Origin of the sequence: Candidatus Culexarchaeum yellowstonense, assembly GCF_024707025.1 — an archaeon.
Taxonomy (GTDB): Archaea; Thermoproteota; Methanomethylicia; order Culexarchaeales; family Culexarchaeaceae; genus Culexarchaeum.
On record NZ_JANGFQ010000005.1, the window covers coordinates 1 to 15,993 of the forward strand.

The 15,993-nt window shown below is 38.8% G+C and carries 16 protein-coding genes and 1 pseudogene; 10 read left to right on the forward strand and 7 right to left on the reverse strand.

The window, feature by feature from the left end; all coding sequences use genetic code 11:
• Positions 1-781: pseudogene (locus MRT15_RS01860) on the forward strand (hypothetical protein); the annotation flags it as partial.
• A 3-nt stretch (positions 782-784) separates the two neighbouring features.
• The gene (locus MRT15_RS01865; protein WP_304327379.1) at positions 785-1,288 is read left to right on the forward strand and encodes a deoxyuridine 5'-triphosphate nucleotidohydrolase; all 504 of its coding nucleotides are present in this window, start codon (positions 785-787) and stop codon (positions 1,286-1,288) included.
• Here MRT15_RS01865 and MRT15_RS01870 read toward each other — a convergent pair.
• Genes MRT15_RS01870 through MRT15_RS01880 form a run of 3 tightly spaced genes read right to left on the reverse strand, consistent with a single transcriptional unit; the run spans position 1,285 to position 3,275 of the window.
• On the reverse strand, positions 1,285-1,896 hold the full coding sequence (locus MRT15_RS01870) for a FumA C-terminus/TtdB family hydratase beta subunit (RefSeq protein WP_369684935.1): 612 nt from the start codon (positions 1,894-1,896) through the stop codon (positions 1,285-1,287). The genes MRT15_RS01865 and MRT15_RS01870 overlap by 4 nt on opposite strands.
• The gene (locus MRT15_RS01875) at positions 1,897-2,796 is read right to left on the reverse strand and encodes a fumarate hydratase (protein WP_304327383.1); all 900 of its coding nucleotides are present in this window, start codon (positions 2,794-2,796) and stop codon (positions 1,897-1,899) included.
• 50 nt (positions 2,797-2,846) lie between these two features.
• A complete protein-coding gene (locus MRT15_RS01880; protein WP_304327385.1) occupies positions 2,847-3,275 on the reverse strand; it encodes a molybdenum cofactor biosynthesis protein MoaE in 429 nt (142 codons plus the stop codon).
• A gap of 75 nt (positions 3,276-3,350) precedes the next feature.
• Between MRT15_RS01880 and MRT15_RS01885 the strand changes: the two genes are divergently transcribed.
• Positions 3,351-3,806, forward strand: coding sequence for a YkgJ family cysteine cluster protein (locus MRT15_RS01885; protein WP_304327387.1), 456 nt, complete (start codon positions 3,351-3,353; stop codon positions 3,804-3,806).
• Here MRT15_RS01885 and MRT15_RS01890 read toward each other — a convergent pair.
• A complete protein-coding gene (locus MRT15_RS01890; protein WP_304327389.1) occupies positions 3,803-4,567 on the reverse strand; it encodes an orotidine 5'-phosphate decarboxylase in 765 nt (254 codons plus the stop codon). The genes MRT15_RS01885 and MRT15_RS01890 overlap by 4 nt on opposite strands.
• Before the next feature lie 115 nt (positions 4,568-4,682).
• Between MRT15_RS01890 and MRT15_RS01895 the strand changes: the two genes are divergently transcribed.
• Genes MRT15_RS01895 through cofE form a run of 4 tightly spaced genes read left to right on the forward strand, consistent with a single transcriptional unit; the run spans position 4,683 to position 8,040 of the window.
• Positions 4,683-4,904, forward strand: a complete 222-nt coding sequence (locus MRT15_RS01895; RefSeq protein ID WP_304327391.1) for a hypothetical protein — start codon at positions 4,683-4,685, stop codon at positions 4,902-4,904.
• A gap of 22 nt (positions 4,905-4,926) precedes the next feature.
• Entirely contained in the window at positions 4,927-5,694 is a 768-nt protein-coding gene (locus tag MRT15_RS01900; protein ID WP_304327393.1) for a tRNA (adenine-N1)-methyltransferase, read from the forward strand.
• 2 nt (positions 5,695-5,696) lie between these two features.
• On the forward strand, positions 5,697-7,289 hold the full coding sequence (locus MRT15_RS01905) for a hypothetical protein (protein ID WP_304327394.1): 1,593 nt from the start codon (positions 5,697-5,699) through the stop codon (positions 7,287-7,289).
• Positions 7,273-8,040: a coenzyme F420-0:L-glutamate ligase gene (cofE, locus tag MRT15_RS01910; RefSeq protein ID WP_304327395.1), complete on the forward strand. Its 768-nt coding sequence runs from the start codon at positions 7,273-7,275 to the stop codon at positions 8,038-8,040. Before MRT15_RS01905 ends, cofE begins: the two co-directional genes overlap by 17 nt.
• On the opposite strand, the gene MRT15_RS01915 is transcribed toward cofE, so the two are convergent.
• A complete protein-coding gene (locus MRT15_RS01915; protein WP_304327397.1) occupies positions 8,029-9,402 on the reverse strand; it encodes a hypothetical protein in 1,374 nt (457 codons plus the stop codon). The genes cofE and MRT15_RS01915 overlap by 12 nt on opposite strands.
• 311 nt (positions 9,403-9,713) lie before the next feature.
• On the opposite strand from MRT15_RS01915, the gene speD reads away from it, so the two are divergent.
• The 3 genes from speD to MRT15_RS01930 all read left to right on the forward strand — a co-directional run bounded on the left by speD (position 9,714) and on the right by MRT15_RS01930 (position 12,958).
• The gene (speD, locus tag MRT15_RS01920; protein ID WP_304327399.1) at positions 9,714-10,073 is read left to right on the forward strand and encodes an adenosylmethionine decarboxylase; all 360 of its coding nucleotides are present in this window, start codon (positions 9,714-9,716) and stop codon (positions 10,071-10,073) included.
• A gap of 458 nt (positions 10,074-10,531) precedes the next feature.
• Positions 10,532-11,638 carry an ATP-binding protein gene (locus MRT15_RS01925; protein WP_304327401.1) on the forward strand — a complete coding sequence of 369 codons (1,107 nt, stop codon included), beginning with the start codon at positions 10,532-10,534 and terminating at the stop codon, positions 11,636-11,638.
• A gap of 816 nt (positions 11,639-12,454) precedes the next feature.
• Positions 12,455-12,958: a hypothetical protein gene (locus tag MRT15_RS01930; RefSeq protein WP_304327403.1), complete on the forward strand. Its 504-nt coding sequence runs from the start codon at positions 12,455-12,457 to the stop codon at positions 12,956-12,958.
• Here the strand turns inward: MRT15_RS01930 and MRT15_RS01935 are convergent.
• Positions 12,944-14,437: a NuoM family protein gene (locus MRT15_RS01935; protein ID WP_304327405.1), complete on the reverse strand. Its 1,494-nt coding sequence runs from the start codon at positions 14,435-14,437 to the stop codon at positions 12,944-12,946. The two genes, MRT15_RS01930 and MRT15_RS01935, sit on opposite strands and share 15 nt — an antisense overlap.
• A 60-nt stretch (positions 14,438-14,497) precedes the next feature.
• Positions 14,498-15,937 (reverse strand): DUF402 domain-containing protein, encoded by a 1,440-nt coding sequence (locus MRT15_RS01940; RefSeq protein WP_304327407.1) that lies wholly within the window; start codon positions 15,935-15,937, stop codon positions 14,498-14,500.
• Positions 15,938-15,993: the final 56 nt, after the last annotated feature.

Sequence of the window (15,993 nt, forward strand, 5' to 3'; positions counted from 1 at the left end):
TATAGATGAAGGGATTGTCAATGCATTGAAGAATACGCATGAATATCAGTGGAAGCTACTACATGTTGCTAGGAGGATGGGGGTTGTGGAGAAGGATGCAAAGATAAGTAGGATTAAAGGGTTAGCAACATACTTGGAGGATACAGTTGCAGAAAGAGAGGCACTTAGAGAAGCCATACAAGACTACTTCAACATAGAGGCAGTTAAGAGGTTTGTGGAAGAAGTTAGAGCTGGAAGGGTTAGGTTGGAAGCGTATAGGGGTAGAATGGATTCTAATATATCGCCATTAACTAGGCAAATACTCATACAAGCACTCCCACAAGGATTAATACCGAAAGGTGAAGCCCCACTAAACATAGTGGATATAGTTAGGGAGAGATTACAGAATAGGGAAGTTATACTTGCATGCATACATTGTAGGAAGTGGATGGGTAGATATAAAGTGAAGTACCTACCTGAAGAGATAGTTTGCCCAAAATGTGGAGCAAAAGCCATAGGGGCAACACATAGGGAAGACATATTAAAGATATTGGATAAGTGGCATAGGGGTTTGAAGATGAGTGATGATGAAAAGAAGAGTTTCGAAGAATTCCAGAAGAGCATAAGCTTAATAATGAGTTATGGTAAGAGGGCGTTAATAGCCTTGGCAGCTAGAGGAGTTGGGCCGACGACAGCTGCAAGGATACTGAAGGGGTACTTTAAGACTGAAGAGGAATTCTACATACAAATATTGGAAGCTGAGAAGGAGTATCTTAGAACTAGGATGTTCTGGGAGGAGTAGGTTATGATAATAACTGGTATGAAAGCTTATAAGATGGGAATCGTGGAAAACCTCATATCACCAGAATTGCAAATTCAACCAGCAGGGATAGAGTTAACCTTGAATAGTGTCTGGAGATTTATGGGTTCAGGGACAATAGACTTTACAAATAAGCATAGGATTATCCCAGATGCAGAGCAAATACCATTCGATGATGAAGGGAAAGTACACTTGGAAAGGGGTGCATATAAGATAGTGTACAATGAAATTGTAAAGATGCCGAAAAACATGATAGCCATAGGGTTACCGAGATCATCACTATTGAGATGTGGAGCCACAATACATACAGCATTATGGGATCCAGGATATATTGGTAGAAGTGAAAGCTTATTGTATGTGTATAATGAGCATGGAATAACACTGTATAGGAATGCAAGGATAATTCAATTGATATTCATAGAATTGGAAGGGGAACCGCATAAAACGTATGAGGGTAGATATCAAAAAGAAAATATTGATTTAAGTTAACCTTGAACTCCAATCTTCGGGTAAATCTCTTCCCTAAGCCTCCTATAAACCTCCTTGTTTATTGAATCGTAGAAATTGTTTCCATGAGAATCTATGGTTACCATTAGTGGACCGAAATTCTCAACTTCAATAACCCATAATGCTTCAGGTATACCTAAATCTAGCCAATGAACATCCAAAACCCTCTTCATACCCTTAACAGCCAAAACGGCTGCTCCACCAGTAAATATTGTGTAGACTGCACCAAACTTCCTGCAAGCTTCAACAGTCCTAACCCCCATTCCACCCTTACCAATTATCATCCTAACACCAGTCTTCTCAATAAACTCATACTCCAACGGATCCATCCTAGTACTTGTCGTTGGACCTGCAACCACAACAACCCATTTATCATCCTTCTTATCGACCACTGGACCACAATGGTATATTGCAAGCCCCCTCAAATCTATTGGTAGGGAGCCTCCTGAATTCAATATTGATAAAGCTCTACTATGAGCTGCATCCCTAGCCGTAACAACGATTCCACTTAAATAGACTATGTCTCCAACCTTAAGTTTCCTAACATCCCCCTCACTTAATGGAGTTTTCATATGATATTCCAAGCCCATTCACCTCCACAATTCATTCATGAATTTATGTGTTATGAAATCAACGTTCCCCTTGGAATCCATGATCATAGTTGACCTCCTAACAGCCCAGCAATTGAATACTACAGCTACAGCATATGATGCTGGATGCCTATGGGCGCAATCCACATGGACATCTAGAGCAGTAGTCTTACCTCCAACGCCATGTGGACCTATACCTAAACTATTCACAAGTTCAAGTAATTCAACTTCAAGTTTAGCTAGACCTTCAACATCACTCCTAACACCAATAGGTCTAAGTAGAGCCTTCTTTGCAAGTTTAACTGCATAATCCATTGTTCCACCCAAACCAACACCTATAACTGTGGGTGGGCATGGTTTAGGTCCAGCCTCTGCAACAGCATCTAAAACTATCTTCTTAGCATACCTTAACCCCTCAGTGGGTAGGATGACTTTAGCTAAGCATGGCCCCTCACTTCCACCACCCTTCGGGAATGCTGTCACCTTAAGTTCATTACTATTCGGTATGAGTTCCCATTCTATGTGTGGCACATATCTACCAGTATTATCGCCGGGATTCTTCCCACTTAAAACATCCACAGAGTTTGGTCTGAGGGGTATTTCTCTTGTTGCCCTAATGGTGGCTTTCCTAAGTATATCAGCCAATGCACCTTTAACTGGAAATTCATCCCCCACGGAAACATAGAATGATATGAGTCCAGTATCCTGACATATAGGCTTCCCCTCAACTTCAGCAAGTTCACAATTCCTAATAATTGCATCAAGCTGGGCCTTTGCAAGTGGATTATCCTCCAAATCCCTAGCTTTAATCAATGCATTCTTAACGTCTTGCGGAAGATATATTGATGCAGCTTTAAGAAGCATTACAATGGCATCCTCAATCCTCTTATCCAAAGACAAATTCAACACCAATTAATAGAGGGTGGTGGTTAACTTAAAAATGTTAAATGTTACGATTTATGGGGGATCCATACTTCACCTTTATCGGTAACTTCCTTCTTCCATATGTGAACTTCACTTTTAACCCTTTCAACGATCTCCCTTAAAACCTTAAACCCTTCACTCCTATGTTTAGATGCAACTCCAACTATGAATGTATGTTCACCTGGAAATGCACGCCCAACTTTATGCATAACAGCCACCGAGTAAACACCATCACACTTCATGGCATCCCCCACTATACTCTCCAATTCAGCTTTAGCTAGATCACCATAAGCCTCATAATCGAGCTCCTTCACAACCCCCCCATTAGCACCCTCAGATCTAACAAAACCTATGAATAATAGGACGCAACCAACATTTGGCGATGAAGATTTCAAACGATTAATGAGGCTATTGAAATCCACGCCCTCCAAATCCCCCAAAAATACTAGACTCAAACAATACACCAAATTAAAATTTGAGGTTGAAAATTTATAAAAATAGCTGAAAATCCCATAAATGTGTGAGTGATTATGGAGAGAGGGGAGAGATACATACCATGGAGGGAAGCTAAACTATGGAGATGCATTAGATGTGGTGAATGTTGCAGAGCATATATAGTACCATTAAAGATGAATGAAGCAGCATCACTTACAAGGAAGTATGGACCCGTAGTGGTATACTACAATGGGAAGTACTATTTGTCTAAGAAGGGTGATGGTTCATGCATATTCCTAACAAAAGTTAATGGAATAGCGTACTGCACAATCTACCTTGAAAGACCACTAACTTGTAAACTATACCCATTCCACTTATCAGTGAAGCCAATGGAGGGGGTTAGTGAGGAGAATGCGAGGATCGAATTTGAGGATATGGAGCTATACCTATACCTCGACTCACTATGCCCAGGGATAGGGCATGGATATAGGATAGAAGACTTCATACCAAAAATCGTTGATCTTTGGAGGATATATTCATCCACACGTTAAATCCAACTCATATCCCTAAACCTTTTAGCCGCAACTTCAGGTTCCTTCGCTTCAAATATAGATCTCCCCACAATAAAGTATTCTGAACCTGCATTCAAACAATTCTTAACATCCCCACCTTGAAAGCCAACTCCAGGAGTATATATTGGAATGTTATCTCCAAGTAGCTTCCTAACTTCCCTTATCCTTTCAGGGTATGTGCCCCCCACAACAACGCCATCAGCCCCCCATTTAAGAGCCCTCTCAGCGAAAACCATGTATAGAGGTTTTAAGCCCCCCTCAACGTAAACTGGAAGCTCATAACTTTCAGGGGAAGCCTTATGACTCATATATGTGAGTAGTATAACCCCCCTACCACCATAATCCTTAGCAACATCAAATATTGGCTCAACACCCTCACTCCAACCCACCAATGGATTAACTATGATGGCATCAAATCCAGCTTCAAAATAATGCTTAGCAGCCCAAATGTTGGTGTGACCAACATCACTAAGCTTACAATCCATTATAGCTGGAATCCCAAGCTTATGGGCTAAATCCACAATATCACTAACTCCACCATAAAGTCCAAGGGGCAATAGCAACTGCATATTAACCTTAACAGCACATATATATGGTGAAACTAGGGATAGAATCTTAACAGCCCTCTCCTTCAAAGAATTGAAACCCGCATCCCTTGGAAGCATGGATAAATCCAAAGCTAGAATAATCCTACTCCCCCTAGACCTAGATACCGAGGCAATATAATCCTTAAACCTCAATGAAATACACCCCATAAACAATAGCAGGAGAATAGCTATATAGTTTACCATACAATATGCATACGTGTAAGAAAAGTTTAACAAACACCTAAACCCATATAATCATGATTAACATATGAGTGAAGATAAAAGTAGGGATATTGAAAAGATATTGCGGGATAGACTAATATTCTATAGGTTAATGGGTGAGGGAAGCTCAATAGAATCACCACAAGGAATATACTTCCACAACGAAACAGTAAAGCTACTAATAAAGATAATTGAAGATTTAAAGAGGATTGAAAGGAAAGTGGATGAAATATTGAGTAGAATGCAGCAAATGCAAAGGGATAATTGAATATCCCTGTGGGGGTGCTAGAATGATAAGTGAAAACGACTATGTAATACTATACTTCGATCAAAGGGTAAACTACATGATAAAGTTGAAGAAGGATCAAGTATTCCACAGCCATAAAGGGTATATAAAGACAAACGACATAATAGGGAAGAGGTATGGGGAGAAGGTGAAAAGCCATATTGGAGTAGAATTCCACATACTAAAACCAACAATAAGGGATTATGTAATGAAAGCTTCAAGGAAAACGCAGATAATATACCCAAAAGATATTGCAACAATAATACATTACTCTGGAATAGGCCCAGGATCAAGGGTTATAGAAGCTGGAACAGGGTCAGGAGCCCTAACAATGGCATTAGCATACTATGTAAAGCCAAATGGTAAAGTATACAGTTACGACAATAGAGAGGAACATATAAAGGTGGCTAAAAGCAACATTGAAAAAGCCGGATTAATGGATTACGTAGAACTGAAACTTAAAGATGTAAGTGAGGGGTTTGATGAGAGGGATGTGGATGCAGTGATACTAGACCTACCATCACCATGGCTAATAGTGGAAAAAGCATATGAGGCATTAGCTGATTGGGGGATAATAGTTAGCTACAGCCCATCAATAGAACAAGTGATAAAGACCGTTGAAGCATTGGAGAAGGCAAAATTCATTGGAATAGAATGCATAGAGAATATTCAGAGGAGGTGGAAAGTGAAGCCTAATGAGACGAGACCAGAAACATTAATGATAGGGCATACGGGATACATAGTATTAGCCAGAAAATCCTTGGAGGATTAAATATGGAGAGGATGATGAGAGACTATGCAATACTAGCAATAGTGCTAATAGTAATCTCCATATCAACCATTACCCAGACGACAAAAGCCTACGATAAGTTAAGCATATCGCAATATAATGGATCATACACATACATATGCGATGTGGACTACAATGGAGTGACAAAAGTAATAATAACATATGAATCATATATTACGAGTGGAAAATCATGGTTCCTAGTGCCTAGAAATTTCACGAAATATACATTGACAATTATTAGTGGAAGTATAATGCATGAGGAGGTTAAGAGGGCATATACAAGTGAGGGGGAGGAATTCACATTCTACGACAACTTCACCTTTACATACATTGGAAACCCAAAATTCGAATTGAAACTCAACTACACAATGGATAATGGTGCATTGATAGTTGAACCACAATGCTTCTTCTACTCACCACAAATATATTTCAACCCATCAGATACTGGAATAGCATACATATACCTACCCGGAGAAAGCAAAGTTTCAGGGGGGAACATACAGCCACCACCCACAAGCATAACATCAGAAGGTGGAAAGCAGAAGATAACAATAAAACTCCAAACGAACAATGCAAGGATAGCCATAGAATACACCACAAGCAGACCTGGAAACTTCAAGACTTATAAGGAGGGAATATTTGAAGTCACAACACCCGAGAGATACATGGGGATAGCGGAAAACCTAATAAAGACTTACAAGACATTCTACAGTAATCTAACAAAGATATTTGGTATAAACCTCACAAATATAAGGATAATCTTCTTCGCACCGAGAATGACAGACCTTGGGACTGGGGGATATATACCATTCAATGGAACACACCTAGGAAACATTTACCTAAACCTACTATACACGAGAACTGCACAAGGATTCTGGGAGCAAATAGCACTCCATGAACTCATACATCACTTCGCATGGGCTGCAGGAATATCACCAAACATACTATGGCTACATGAAGGGTTAGCAGAATATCTAAGCATAAATTTGACCATGAGCATGGGATGGACTGGAGCATCATCGAGGATGAAAACCCTAGAGGGTGTAGCTAAACAATTAAATGGAAACTATGGATTTGTTCAATGGTGGAATCCAATGCAAACACCATCAAACATACTAAGCTACTATGCAGCATCATACATGATTGTGAAGACAATTGTTGAAGAAAATGGTGGAATAAGCTTCCTACAAAAACTATTCAGGGAAATTAAGGGGGGAACCATAAGCGATACAAACACAATAATACAATACATGAGCATGGCTGCTGGAAGGGATCTAACATTGAAATTCATAAGCTTCGGATTTAAACTCACAGGGGAATCGGAAATGTACAAGAGGATATTGGAAGCGAAATATGCATTGATGAAGAAGAGTTGGGCTCAACCCTTCGCATTCATAGCCAATTGGCTACTGAATACATCAATAAACATGCTATCCTCAGGAAACACCATGCTGGCAATGGTAATTGGATGGATAGGCATATTTATATCTATGTTAGCAGTAACATTGAGTGTGGCATTATGGGGTGGAATACTAATGTTATTAACTAGGAGGATGCGTGATGAAGATGAACTATAAGAAGATAGAAATAATTGGTTTGAGGGGTATTCCAGATATAAAGGCTGGGGATGACTTAGCAAAGATAATATGTGAAAAGGCAGATGAACAGATTGGAGGGTTAATGGACGGGGATATAATAGTTGTCGCCAGCAAGATAGTTGCTAAAGCTGAGGGGAGGATAGTTAAGTTAAGCGATGTACAACCATCACCCTTCGCAAGGAGAGTTGCAGAATTAACGGGGAAAACACCTGAACTTGTGGAGTTAATACTTAGAGAGAGTAATAAGATAGTGAAGATGAAGAATGGACATTTAATAGTTGAAACAAAACATGGATTTGTATGTGCCAATGCGGGAATAGATAGATCAAATGTTGCTGGAGGTGAAGAAATTGTTTCACTACTACCAGAAGACCCAGATCAATCAGCCAGAAAGATAAGGGAGGATATAAAGAGGATGAAGAATGTTGATGTTGCAGTCATAATATCCGATACATTTGGGAGGGCTTGGAGGAGGGGGCATGTAAACTTCGCCATAGGGGTGGCTGGAATATGTGTTATAAAAGATTATAGGGGGAGCCAAGACATGTATGGCTACACTTTAAGGGTGACACAAATGGCTGTGGTTGATGAACTTGCAGCTGCAGCTGAATTGGCAATGGGGAAGAGTGATAGAATTCCAGTGGTTGTAATTAGGGGGTACGATTATCCGAAGGGGGAGGATTCCATAAAGAACTTACTATACCCCGAGGACAAAGACTTATTTAGATAGATTTTTAATGACATCCTTAACCAATCCAACACATAAATCAAACATTTTTGAAGCCCAACCCTCATCAAGGCTTTCAACGAAAACTCTAAAGACATCCTCAGTTCCAGAAGGTCTCAGTAGAATCCAACCTTCATCGAAAATCACCTTCAAACCATCAACATCGATGACCTCCCTCGGCTGAACCATGGTTAAAAGCTTTTCCCTAACAGATTTTAAAGTCAACCACTTATACTCATCTGCACATGGAATTGCAACCTTAAACTGGAAGTATTTTGGGAAATCCCTAATAGCATTGACTATGGAACCATACTTTGAAATCAGCTTCAACATATATAGTATAGCATAGCCTGGATCTCCGTAAAGTATGTTTTGAGGCCAAATATACTTCCCAGATTCTTCAAAAGCGAAGACTACACCATTAACCCTCCTAACAGCTTCAACTATTTCAGGTGGACCAACCCTAGTGAAATGCACTCTACCATTAAACTCTCTAGAAACATCGATTATCAAGTTTGAGGTATTTATTGGGCATACAATTACGCCTCCACCAGTATTCAATAGGATTTCACGGGAAAATAATGCTCCAGTAAGATCGCCTGAAACTACACAGCCACTTTCATCGACAAATATGCATCTATCACCATCACCATCAACGCCAAACCCGAAATCCCCAACACCATTAACTATCATATTTGAAACATCACGTAAACTTGAAGCATTAACATCAGCACCCCTACCGGGGAAAAATCCATCTGGATGGGAATTTACATCAATGAGTTCAACGCCTAAACGATCAAACAATACTTGGAGGTATGGTGCATATGCACTATTACCCATATCCCCAACAACCCTAAACCCCCCAACCCCTCCAATATTACCAAAACCCCCAATAACTGAATCAACGTATAATTCGCATATATCATGCAAATACTCTAAACGCCCAATCCCACAACTAAACTGTAAATTTGACTCTAGAAAACCCTCAATTATATTGGATTCTGATGGTGAAAGCTCCCCAGTATCACCCTTAAAGAACATTATCCCACAAAATTTTGGGGGAGTATGACTTGCTGAAACCATTATGGCACCATCAAGCCTAAAAACCTTAACCAAATGTAGGAGTACTGGTGTGGGAACCAGACCAGCATAATATACATTTAAACCTGAAAACAATGCACCAGAAACACAGGCTTCAGCCAAAACCCTAGATGGAAATCTAGAATCAAAACCAATGACAATATCCCCAGACCCACCTAGAAACTTTGAGAATGCCATTGAAAGCTTAACAGCCAATTCAGGAGTTAAAATACGATTAATCTCCCCCCTAACACCAGAAGTCCCGAATAAACGCTTAGAAGACATACAATTAATGTTATGTTTAGAGGAATATTTGAACTAAACGCTTAAAGATAACATACAAGCTAAACCATAACTAGATGAAAAGAAAAGTTTAAACTTAAATTTAGAAGAAATCAGAAAGTAAACTTTTATTTTGAATTAAAATCAAATTTTTAGGTTTAAATTTGATTTAAACGTTGAAATTCTGTTTAAAACTGAATTTTGAAAAGGAGAATCTTAAAAAGCATTATTAAAACCGAATTTTTCCAGAAAAGGATGGAAAAAGCCATAGAAAAGTTTAAATTTTACATGTTCTTATGATAGGAGAAGGGGAAATGCAGGCGGGGGAGATTAAGGCTGTCGGAAAGCATGTATATGGAAGCCTCTATGGATGTAACAAAAATATGTTAGCTGACATTACATTCCTAAAAGATTTAGTTGTCAAAGCAGTGGAAGTTGCAAGGGCAAAATTGGTAAGCGTTGAAGCATACAGCATAGGTGAATACAATGCAGTAATAGGAGTTGTCCTAGAATCACATATATCAATACATGCATGGCCAAACCTAGAATACGCCACCATAGACGCATTCACATGTGGGAGGACTGATCCTGAAGCAGCCTTCAACTACATTGTAGAAACATTAAAACCAAAGAAGTACACCAAAAATTATGTGGATAGATCAAGCGAACTATGAGTTCATTTCAAAATTATAATCCCCCTACATCATCTATGGTCAAATAGGTAGAGGAGTTTGTGAAGTACCTATATGTTTTCAATCCTTTCTCTTAAAGCCTTTTAGTTTATTTCACATAACGCTTAAAGAATTTGAATACAAAGATATTCTCAAACAATTAATTTAAAATTAATGCTTAATTTTGAATGAATGAGAATTTCTCAGCTAAAGGGAACTGTTGACAGTTACATGCAAAATTTTGTGAAAAATGAAAGAATGAGGAATCATGGAGGATGCTTGCAGAACTTGATTATATTCATTATTTATTTTTGAAGAGTATAAAAAGAGTTAGTATGGAGTTAAGAAAATGTAAGCTACTCTTGACTAAAGTTAAGAGTTTCATTGAATGATTTTGATGAGGATTTAAAGTAAAATATATACTTGGGGTAACCCAAGTTTACTTGGGGTAGGGTAAGTTGTTGTTTGATATAAAGCCTAAGGAAAGAAAAAGTGATCTGTACGATTTCGAGAAAGAACTTGAAGATCTCAAAAAGGGCTTGGAAAATGCTCCCATTACTCTCTTGACTGGAGTAAGAAGGACTGGTAAGACCTCGCTCCTCAAAGTTGCATTGAGTGAACTTGGATACCCGTATGTATACCTAGATACAAGGCTTTCTTCGAATCCAACCTATAGGGACTTCGCCAATATTGTAAAGGCCTCCCTGGAAGACTTCATATCGAGAAACACTCCCCTACGTAGGAAGATCGTGGAGAAACTGCGCAGAGTCAACGGTGTTTCGATCTCTCTATCACCACTATCGGTAGACATTTCCTGGAGAGGTGACAAGAAATTCGAATTCGTAGAGATGTTCACTGCCCTCAACAAGATCGGCTTCGACATCGGAAAACCTATTATTATCGCCTTTGACGAAGCACGGGAGCTCAGGAAAATAACTTGGATAAACTTTCCACGGATTTTCGCCTACATTTACGACAACTTAGAGCATGTTAGATTAGTATTAACGGGCTCCGAGGTAGGTCTCCTATTTAAATTCATAGGTATTGATATTGTGGAGTCTCCTCTCTACGGCAGATATATGCACGTAGTATCCACGAGGAGGTTAAGTTTCGAAGAATCTGTGGATTTTCTTGAAAAGGGATTTAGAGAATTAGGGGTTTCAATTCCCAGTCACATCATTGAGAACGCTGCCAGAGCTTTTGGGGGTGTTATAGGTTGGTTGACTCTTTTCGGCTATAACTGCTACATGAACACTGATACATGTTCTGAGAACATCGATAAAATTATTAAAATTGCAGTCGAGATCGCAAAGCAGGAAATCGAAAAATTCTTGAAGAGCAGAAGAAGCGAGAGATACCATGTTCTCTTAAAACTACTAACAACGGAGAGAAGCTGGAGTGAAATAAAAAGCAGACTTGAAGACATTGAGAATAGAACAATAAATGATAAGACGCTTAACGATCTATTAACCACACTACTAGACCTCTCAATTATTGAGAAAACAAATAACAAATATGTAATAGCAGACCCCATAACTAGAAATGCCGTAAGGGAACTACTAGGCTAGAACAGCAACTTCACAAGTACATAGTTTAACCATTGAAAAACAATGCAAAAGACATTTTTAACAAAGCTTATCACATAAGCAATTGCAAAATTACCACACCAACTCTAAAAGAAATTTAGGTGAAATACAAGCAATGATAGACGCATTGGAAAAAATGCGGAGCATGATACGAGAAATTCAGCAACTTCAGAGCATCTGTTATATATAGGTTGTATGAGAACTTTTAGTTCTGGTGTTGAGAGTTAATAGTTGATTATTGCTTACACTATCGTTTACTGGTATTCTTTTGAAGTGTTTGCGATAAGCGCAAGATATTGTAGGGTTATGTTCGTGTTTCTCCTCCCAATAATGTCTTGGATGTAAGTTTTATTTCTGGGGATAATCCCCCCAGTTTCAATAGTTTGTTCGTATAATCAATGTTCATAAAGTATTTGGTTTCAATGGATTGTAGTGGAGAGCCATTCCTAATTTCTCTAGTATTATTTCTTGAGGCTTTATGTAATCTATCCTAACACCTTAATAATCATTGTAGACTATTGTTCTAGCCCTCGTATCCTCATCATTGATCCCCACTACAATTGCAAGAATCTTGTAAAACCAAACTCTTACACCACCTTAAACTTGTACTCATCATCAATAACCTCATATCAATTATTTTTGGGTCTAATTATATTTTGATACAGTCCCCGCCCTCACATATTCAAACGAAAACGTTAAAGGATGGGAGTCTATATATGGAAGATACTATTGAAAATATATTTGTATATGATGTCTAGCTAAATTGATGGTGAAGGCAAGTATAAGGGGCGCATGAAATTGACTGAGGGAACATGTATATATTGTGGTAGACCAGCTGATGGAAATATATGTGATAAATGCCTTTCGGAGAGGGATGTTGAGAGGTTAAAGAAGGAGGTTTTATTTAAAGTTGAAGGTAGGGTTAATTTAAATGAATTCAAGAAGTTCATATTGATATCCATAGCTAGACACAACATATCAAATTTAGAGCAACACTTCAATCAAAGAAACCTATACCCAGAAATCTCTGGGAGAATATGGTTGAATGCCAATAGTAAAAGTGTTGTTGGAAGCTTCGAGATACATAGTGGTGAAATTGTGGATATAGTTAAAGCGGATGTTGTACATCAAATAACGTATAAGAGTAGGAGTAAGCACACAGTTTTGAAGTGGAAAGCAATATACAAAAGTGAGGGAATAATGAGTGGAATTGCCACGACACATGCACTGAAAAATTTGTATGATGCTGGTATAGATATAGATAAACTGAAAATAGAGTGTGTTAAATTAAATTTGACTTAGAAATGATGCTAGGAGATCCATGAGTATCCTTGGATATATTCCGAGGAGGACTGTGAAGAAGGCTAACACCATCATTGGAGCTAAAACGAGGATTGAAGGCTCATGTACATCCTCCAATTCACTCTTTAGAGGACCGAAGAATACTCTTCTAATAGTCCATAGAGCGTAGCCAGCAGTCAACACGCTACCCACAAGTCCAAGTGCAACCACAATAAGCCTCATAGCATCATGGGATTCTATAGCTCCATGGAAAGCTCCAGTGAAGATCATCCACTCACTCTGAAATCCATTTAATGGTGGAGTTCCAGCAATACCCAAAAACCCTATTAAAGCTGTAACTGCTGTTAGAGGCATCTTCTTAGCTAAACCACCAAACTTTGAAATACTCCTCAAACCATGAGTTTCAATAATTAATGCTCCAGCAACCATGAAGAGGATAGCCTTACAAGTTCCATGACTAACATAATGATACATGGCTCCACCAAGCCCAACGGGGTCAGCACTTGAAAGTCCCATTAATATGTAGCCCATTTGGGATACGCTGGAGTAAGCCAATAACCTCTTAATATCATCTTGTGCAAGAGCCATCGCCCCACCATAAACCATCGTTATAAGGGCCAATACACTTAGAGCCAAGCTAAATGAACCCCAAACATCTGGAAATGCTGAGTAAATTATCCTCACAGTTGCATATCCGCCAAGTCCAATCATTGCTGGTGATAATAGCGCACTTATGGGTGTTGGAGCCTCCGCATGTGCATCTGGAAGCCATGTGTGTAATGGGACTATAGCCATCTTAACTGCGAATCCGAAAAACATTACCACAACAGCCCACTTCAAGTATTCACTGGGATGCGTGAAGCGGCTTAGTGAAGCAATTAATGGAAGTTCGAAGGTTCCATATATCGAGTACAAAGTTAATATTCCTGCAAGCAATCCAAGTGCACCCACATGCGTATAGATGAAGTACTTCAATGCAATCTTCTCCCTCTCACCATAACCCCAAATGTTTATAAGAGCCCATGATGGTAGTAGCATAAGCTCCCAGAAGAAGTAGAATTGGATTAGATTTGTGGATAAGGCTGTTCCAATCATCCCTAGAGCGTAAAGTATGTATAGGGTGTAGTAGGCGGCATGTTGAGCTTTATCTTCACCTATATGGTGCTCCATGTAGGGCATTGAATATATTGAGACCACAGTGCAAAGCAATGTAATCGTGAATATTATGGGTAGACTTAAACCATCAACTAGGAAGCCGAAATTTAAACCTATGGATGGCACTAGGGGTATGAGGAGATGCACTGGACCTATTGAGGAAACTAATGGTATGAGCATTAGTGAAGCTATGAAGGAGTATAGTAGTGGGATGAAGGCAACCCAACCACACTTACTTCCAATCCATCTACCAGTAATGTATGTTATTGGTAGGAATATGGATAAGACCACTATAGTCGAGAATATTAAACCTTCAGCGAGCATCAGCACACCTCCACATCAAAATTGTAACATAATGTTATAGCTATATACAATATAAAACTTTTATGATTTAGTTGAAGCTAAATTATTCAGTACTTCACTCAAAACACTGGATTTAACTTCACCAATGACATTATGTATGAATTCATAGAGACGTTCAGATACTATGCCAGATTTAAATGCATTATCAAGAAGCTCCAAATCCAACACTTCAAATTCACCGTTAGGTTTAATGCATATATCAACTGCCAAATCAATATACCTCAATTTTCCAGGGTAAACTTCCACAGGAGTATTTATGTTCACGTAGGCTCCTATAAATCTGCCATCATTAGAGTAATATCTTGAAACATAATACCAATCGCCAAACCTTATTGTGGTTAGAATTTTATCCCCAACTTTCTTAGCAACATTCAAACCATCATATGAACCTGAAGATTTAACTTTCCTAACTATTTCCAATACATTGTCAAGAACTTTAATTGACTCAATATTGCCAAGCAATACAATTTCACCATTAAGCTTAACATGCTCCAAAAACTTTATACCTCCAATAAACTTACGTCTAGAATGCTCCAATTCAGAAAACATACTCTCCACATCAACTCCAAGTTTCATTGCCTCCTCAATTCTGTCAACAATATTGGATTGCAATTTACCGAGTGACTTAAAGTAGTGATGTGAATTAATTGTTGGAGTAACCTTCCTCCTAACATCATCTAAAACGTTTTTGGAATTATGGGGGAATAGGACGTTCATAAGTGAATAACCTTCAATTAATAAGCTCCAAACAGGGGAATTCTTCACAGAATTCTGCAACCCCTCATACTTGCGAATTAAATTGGAAATCTCATTTAAAATATCATCCTTGGATGCACTCTTAAATGAAGATCTAAATATTACACCAAACCCCTCTGGGAGGATATCATAGTAAGGTTTTAGATCATCATCCACAACACCTTTACTACGAAGCCTCCTACTAATCTTCACCCCCTCACCCCTAAATATGACCACATATTCCCCAGCCAATCCTATACGTGTAGTCAATATGGGCTTACCAAAATTCACTGAACTCTTATCCACTTGAACAATAACATCATCACCAATCTTTAAAGGTTCATTATGTAGTTTTAAAGTTCCAATCAATCCATCCCCTATTGATATGTATGCAACCCCCCTAACCTTGTCAATGGCTTCAACCCTACCCTTATAGATCCCCCTAACACTATAAGGCTCAACATTTATAATTGCATCAAAGAGATACTTGTGTAGAAGCCTCCTAATATCGTCTACAAGCCCCCTGGAAGCGAGTATGTGAACCCCATACTTATCTTCACGATCAAAGATATCAATATCGTAAGGCATAAACTCAGCTTCATCATCAATATTAAACCTATCCTCAGCTATCTTCGATGGTTGAACAACCCTATAACCCTCATCAATGAAAATCTTCGAGAGAGCTGTGGAGTAAATCCCCCTAACTCTAACTCTAATGGGATTCATGAAGCCAAATCACCCACACCATCACCCTAAACATCCAAGCAACTTCGATAAACCTT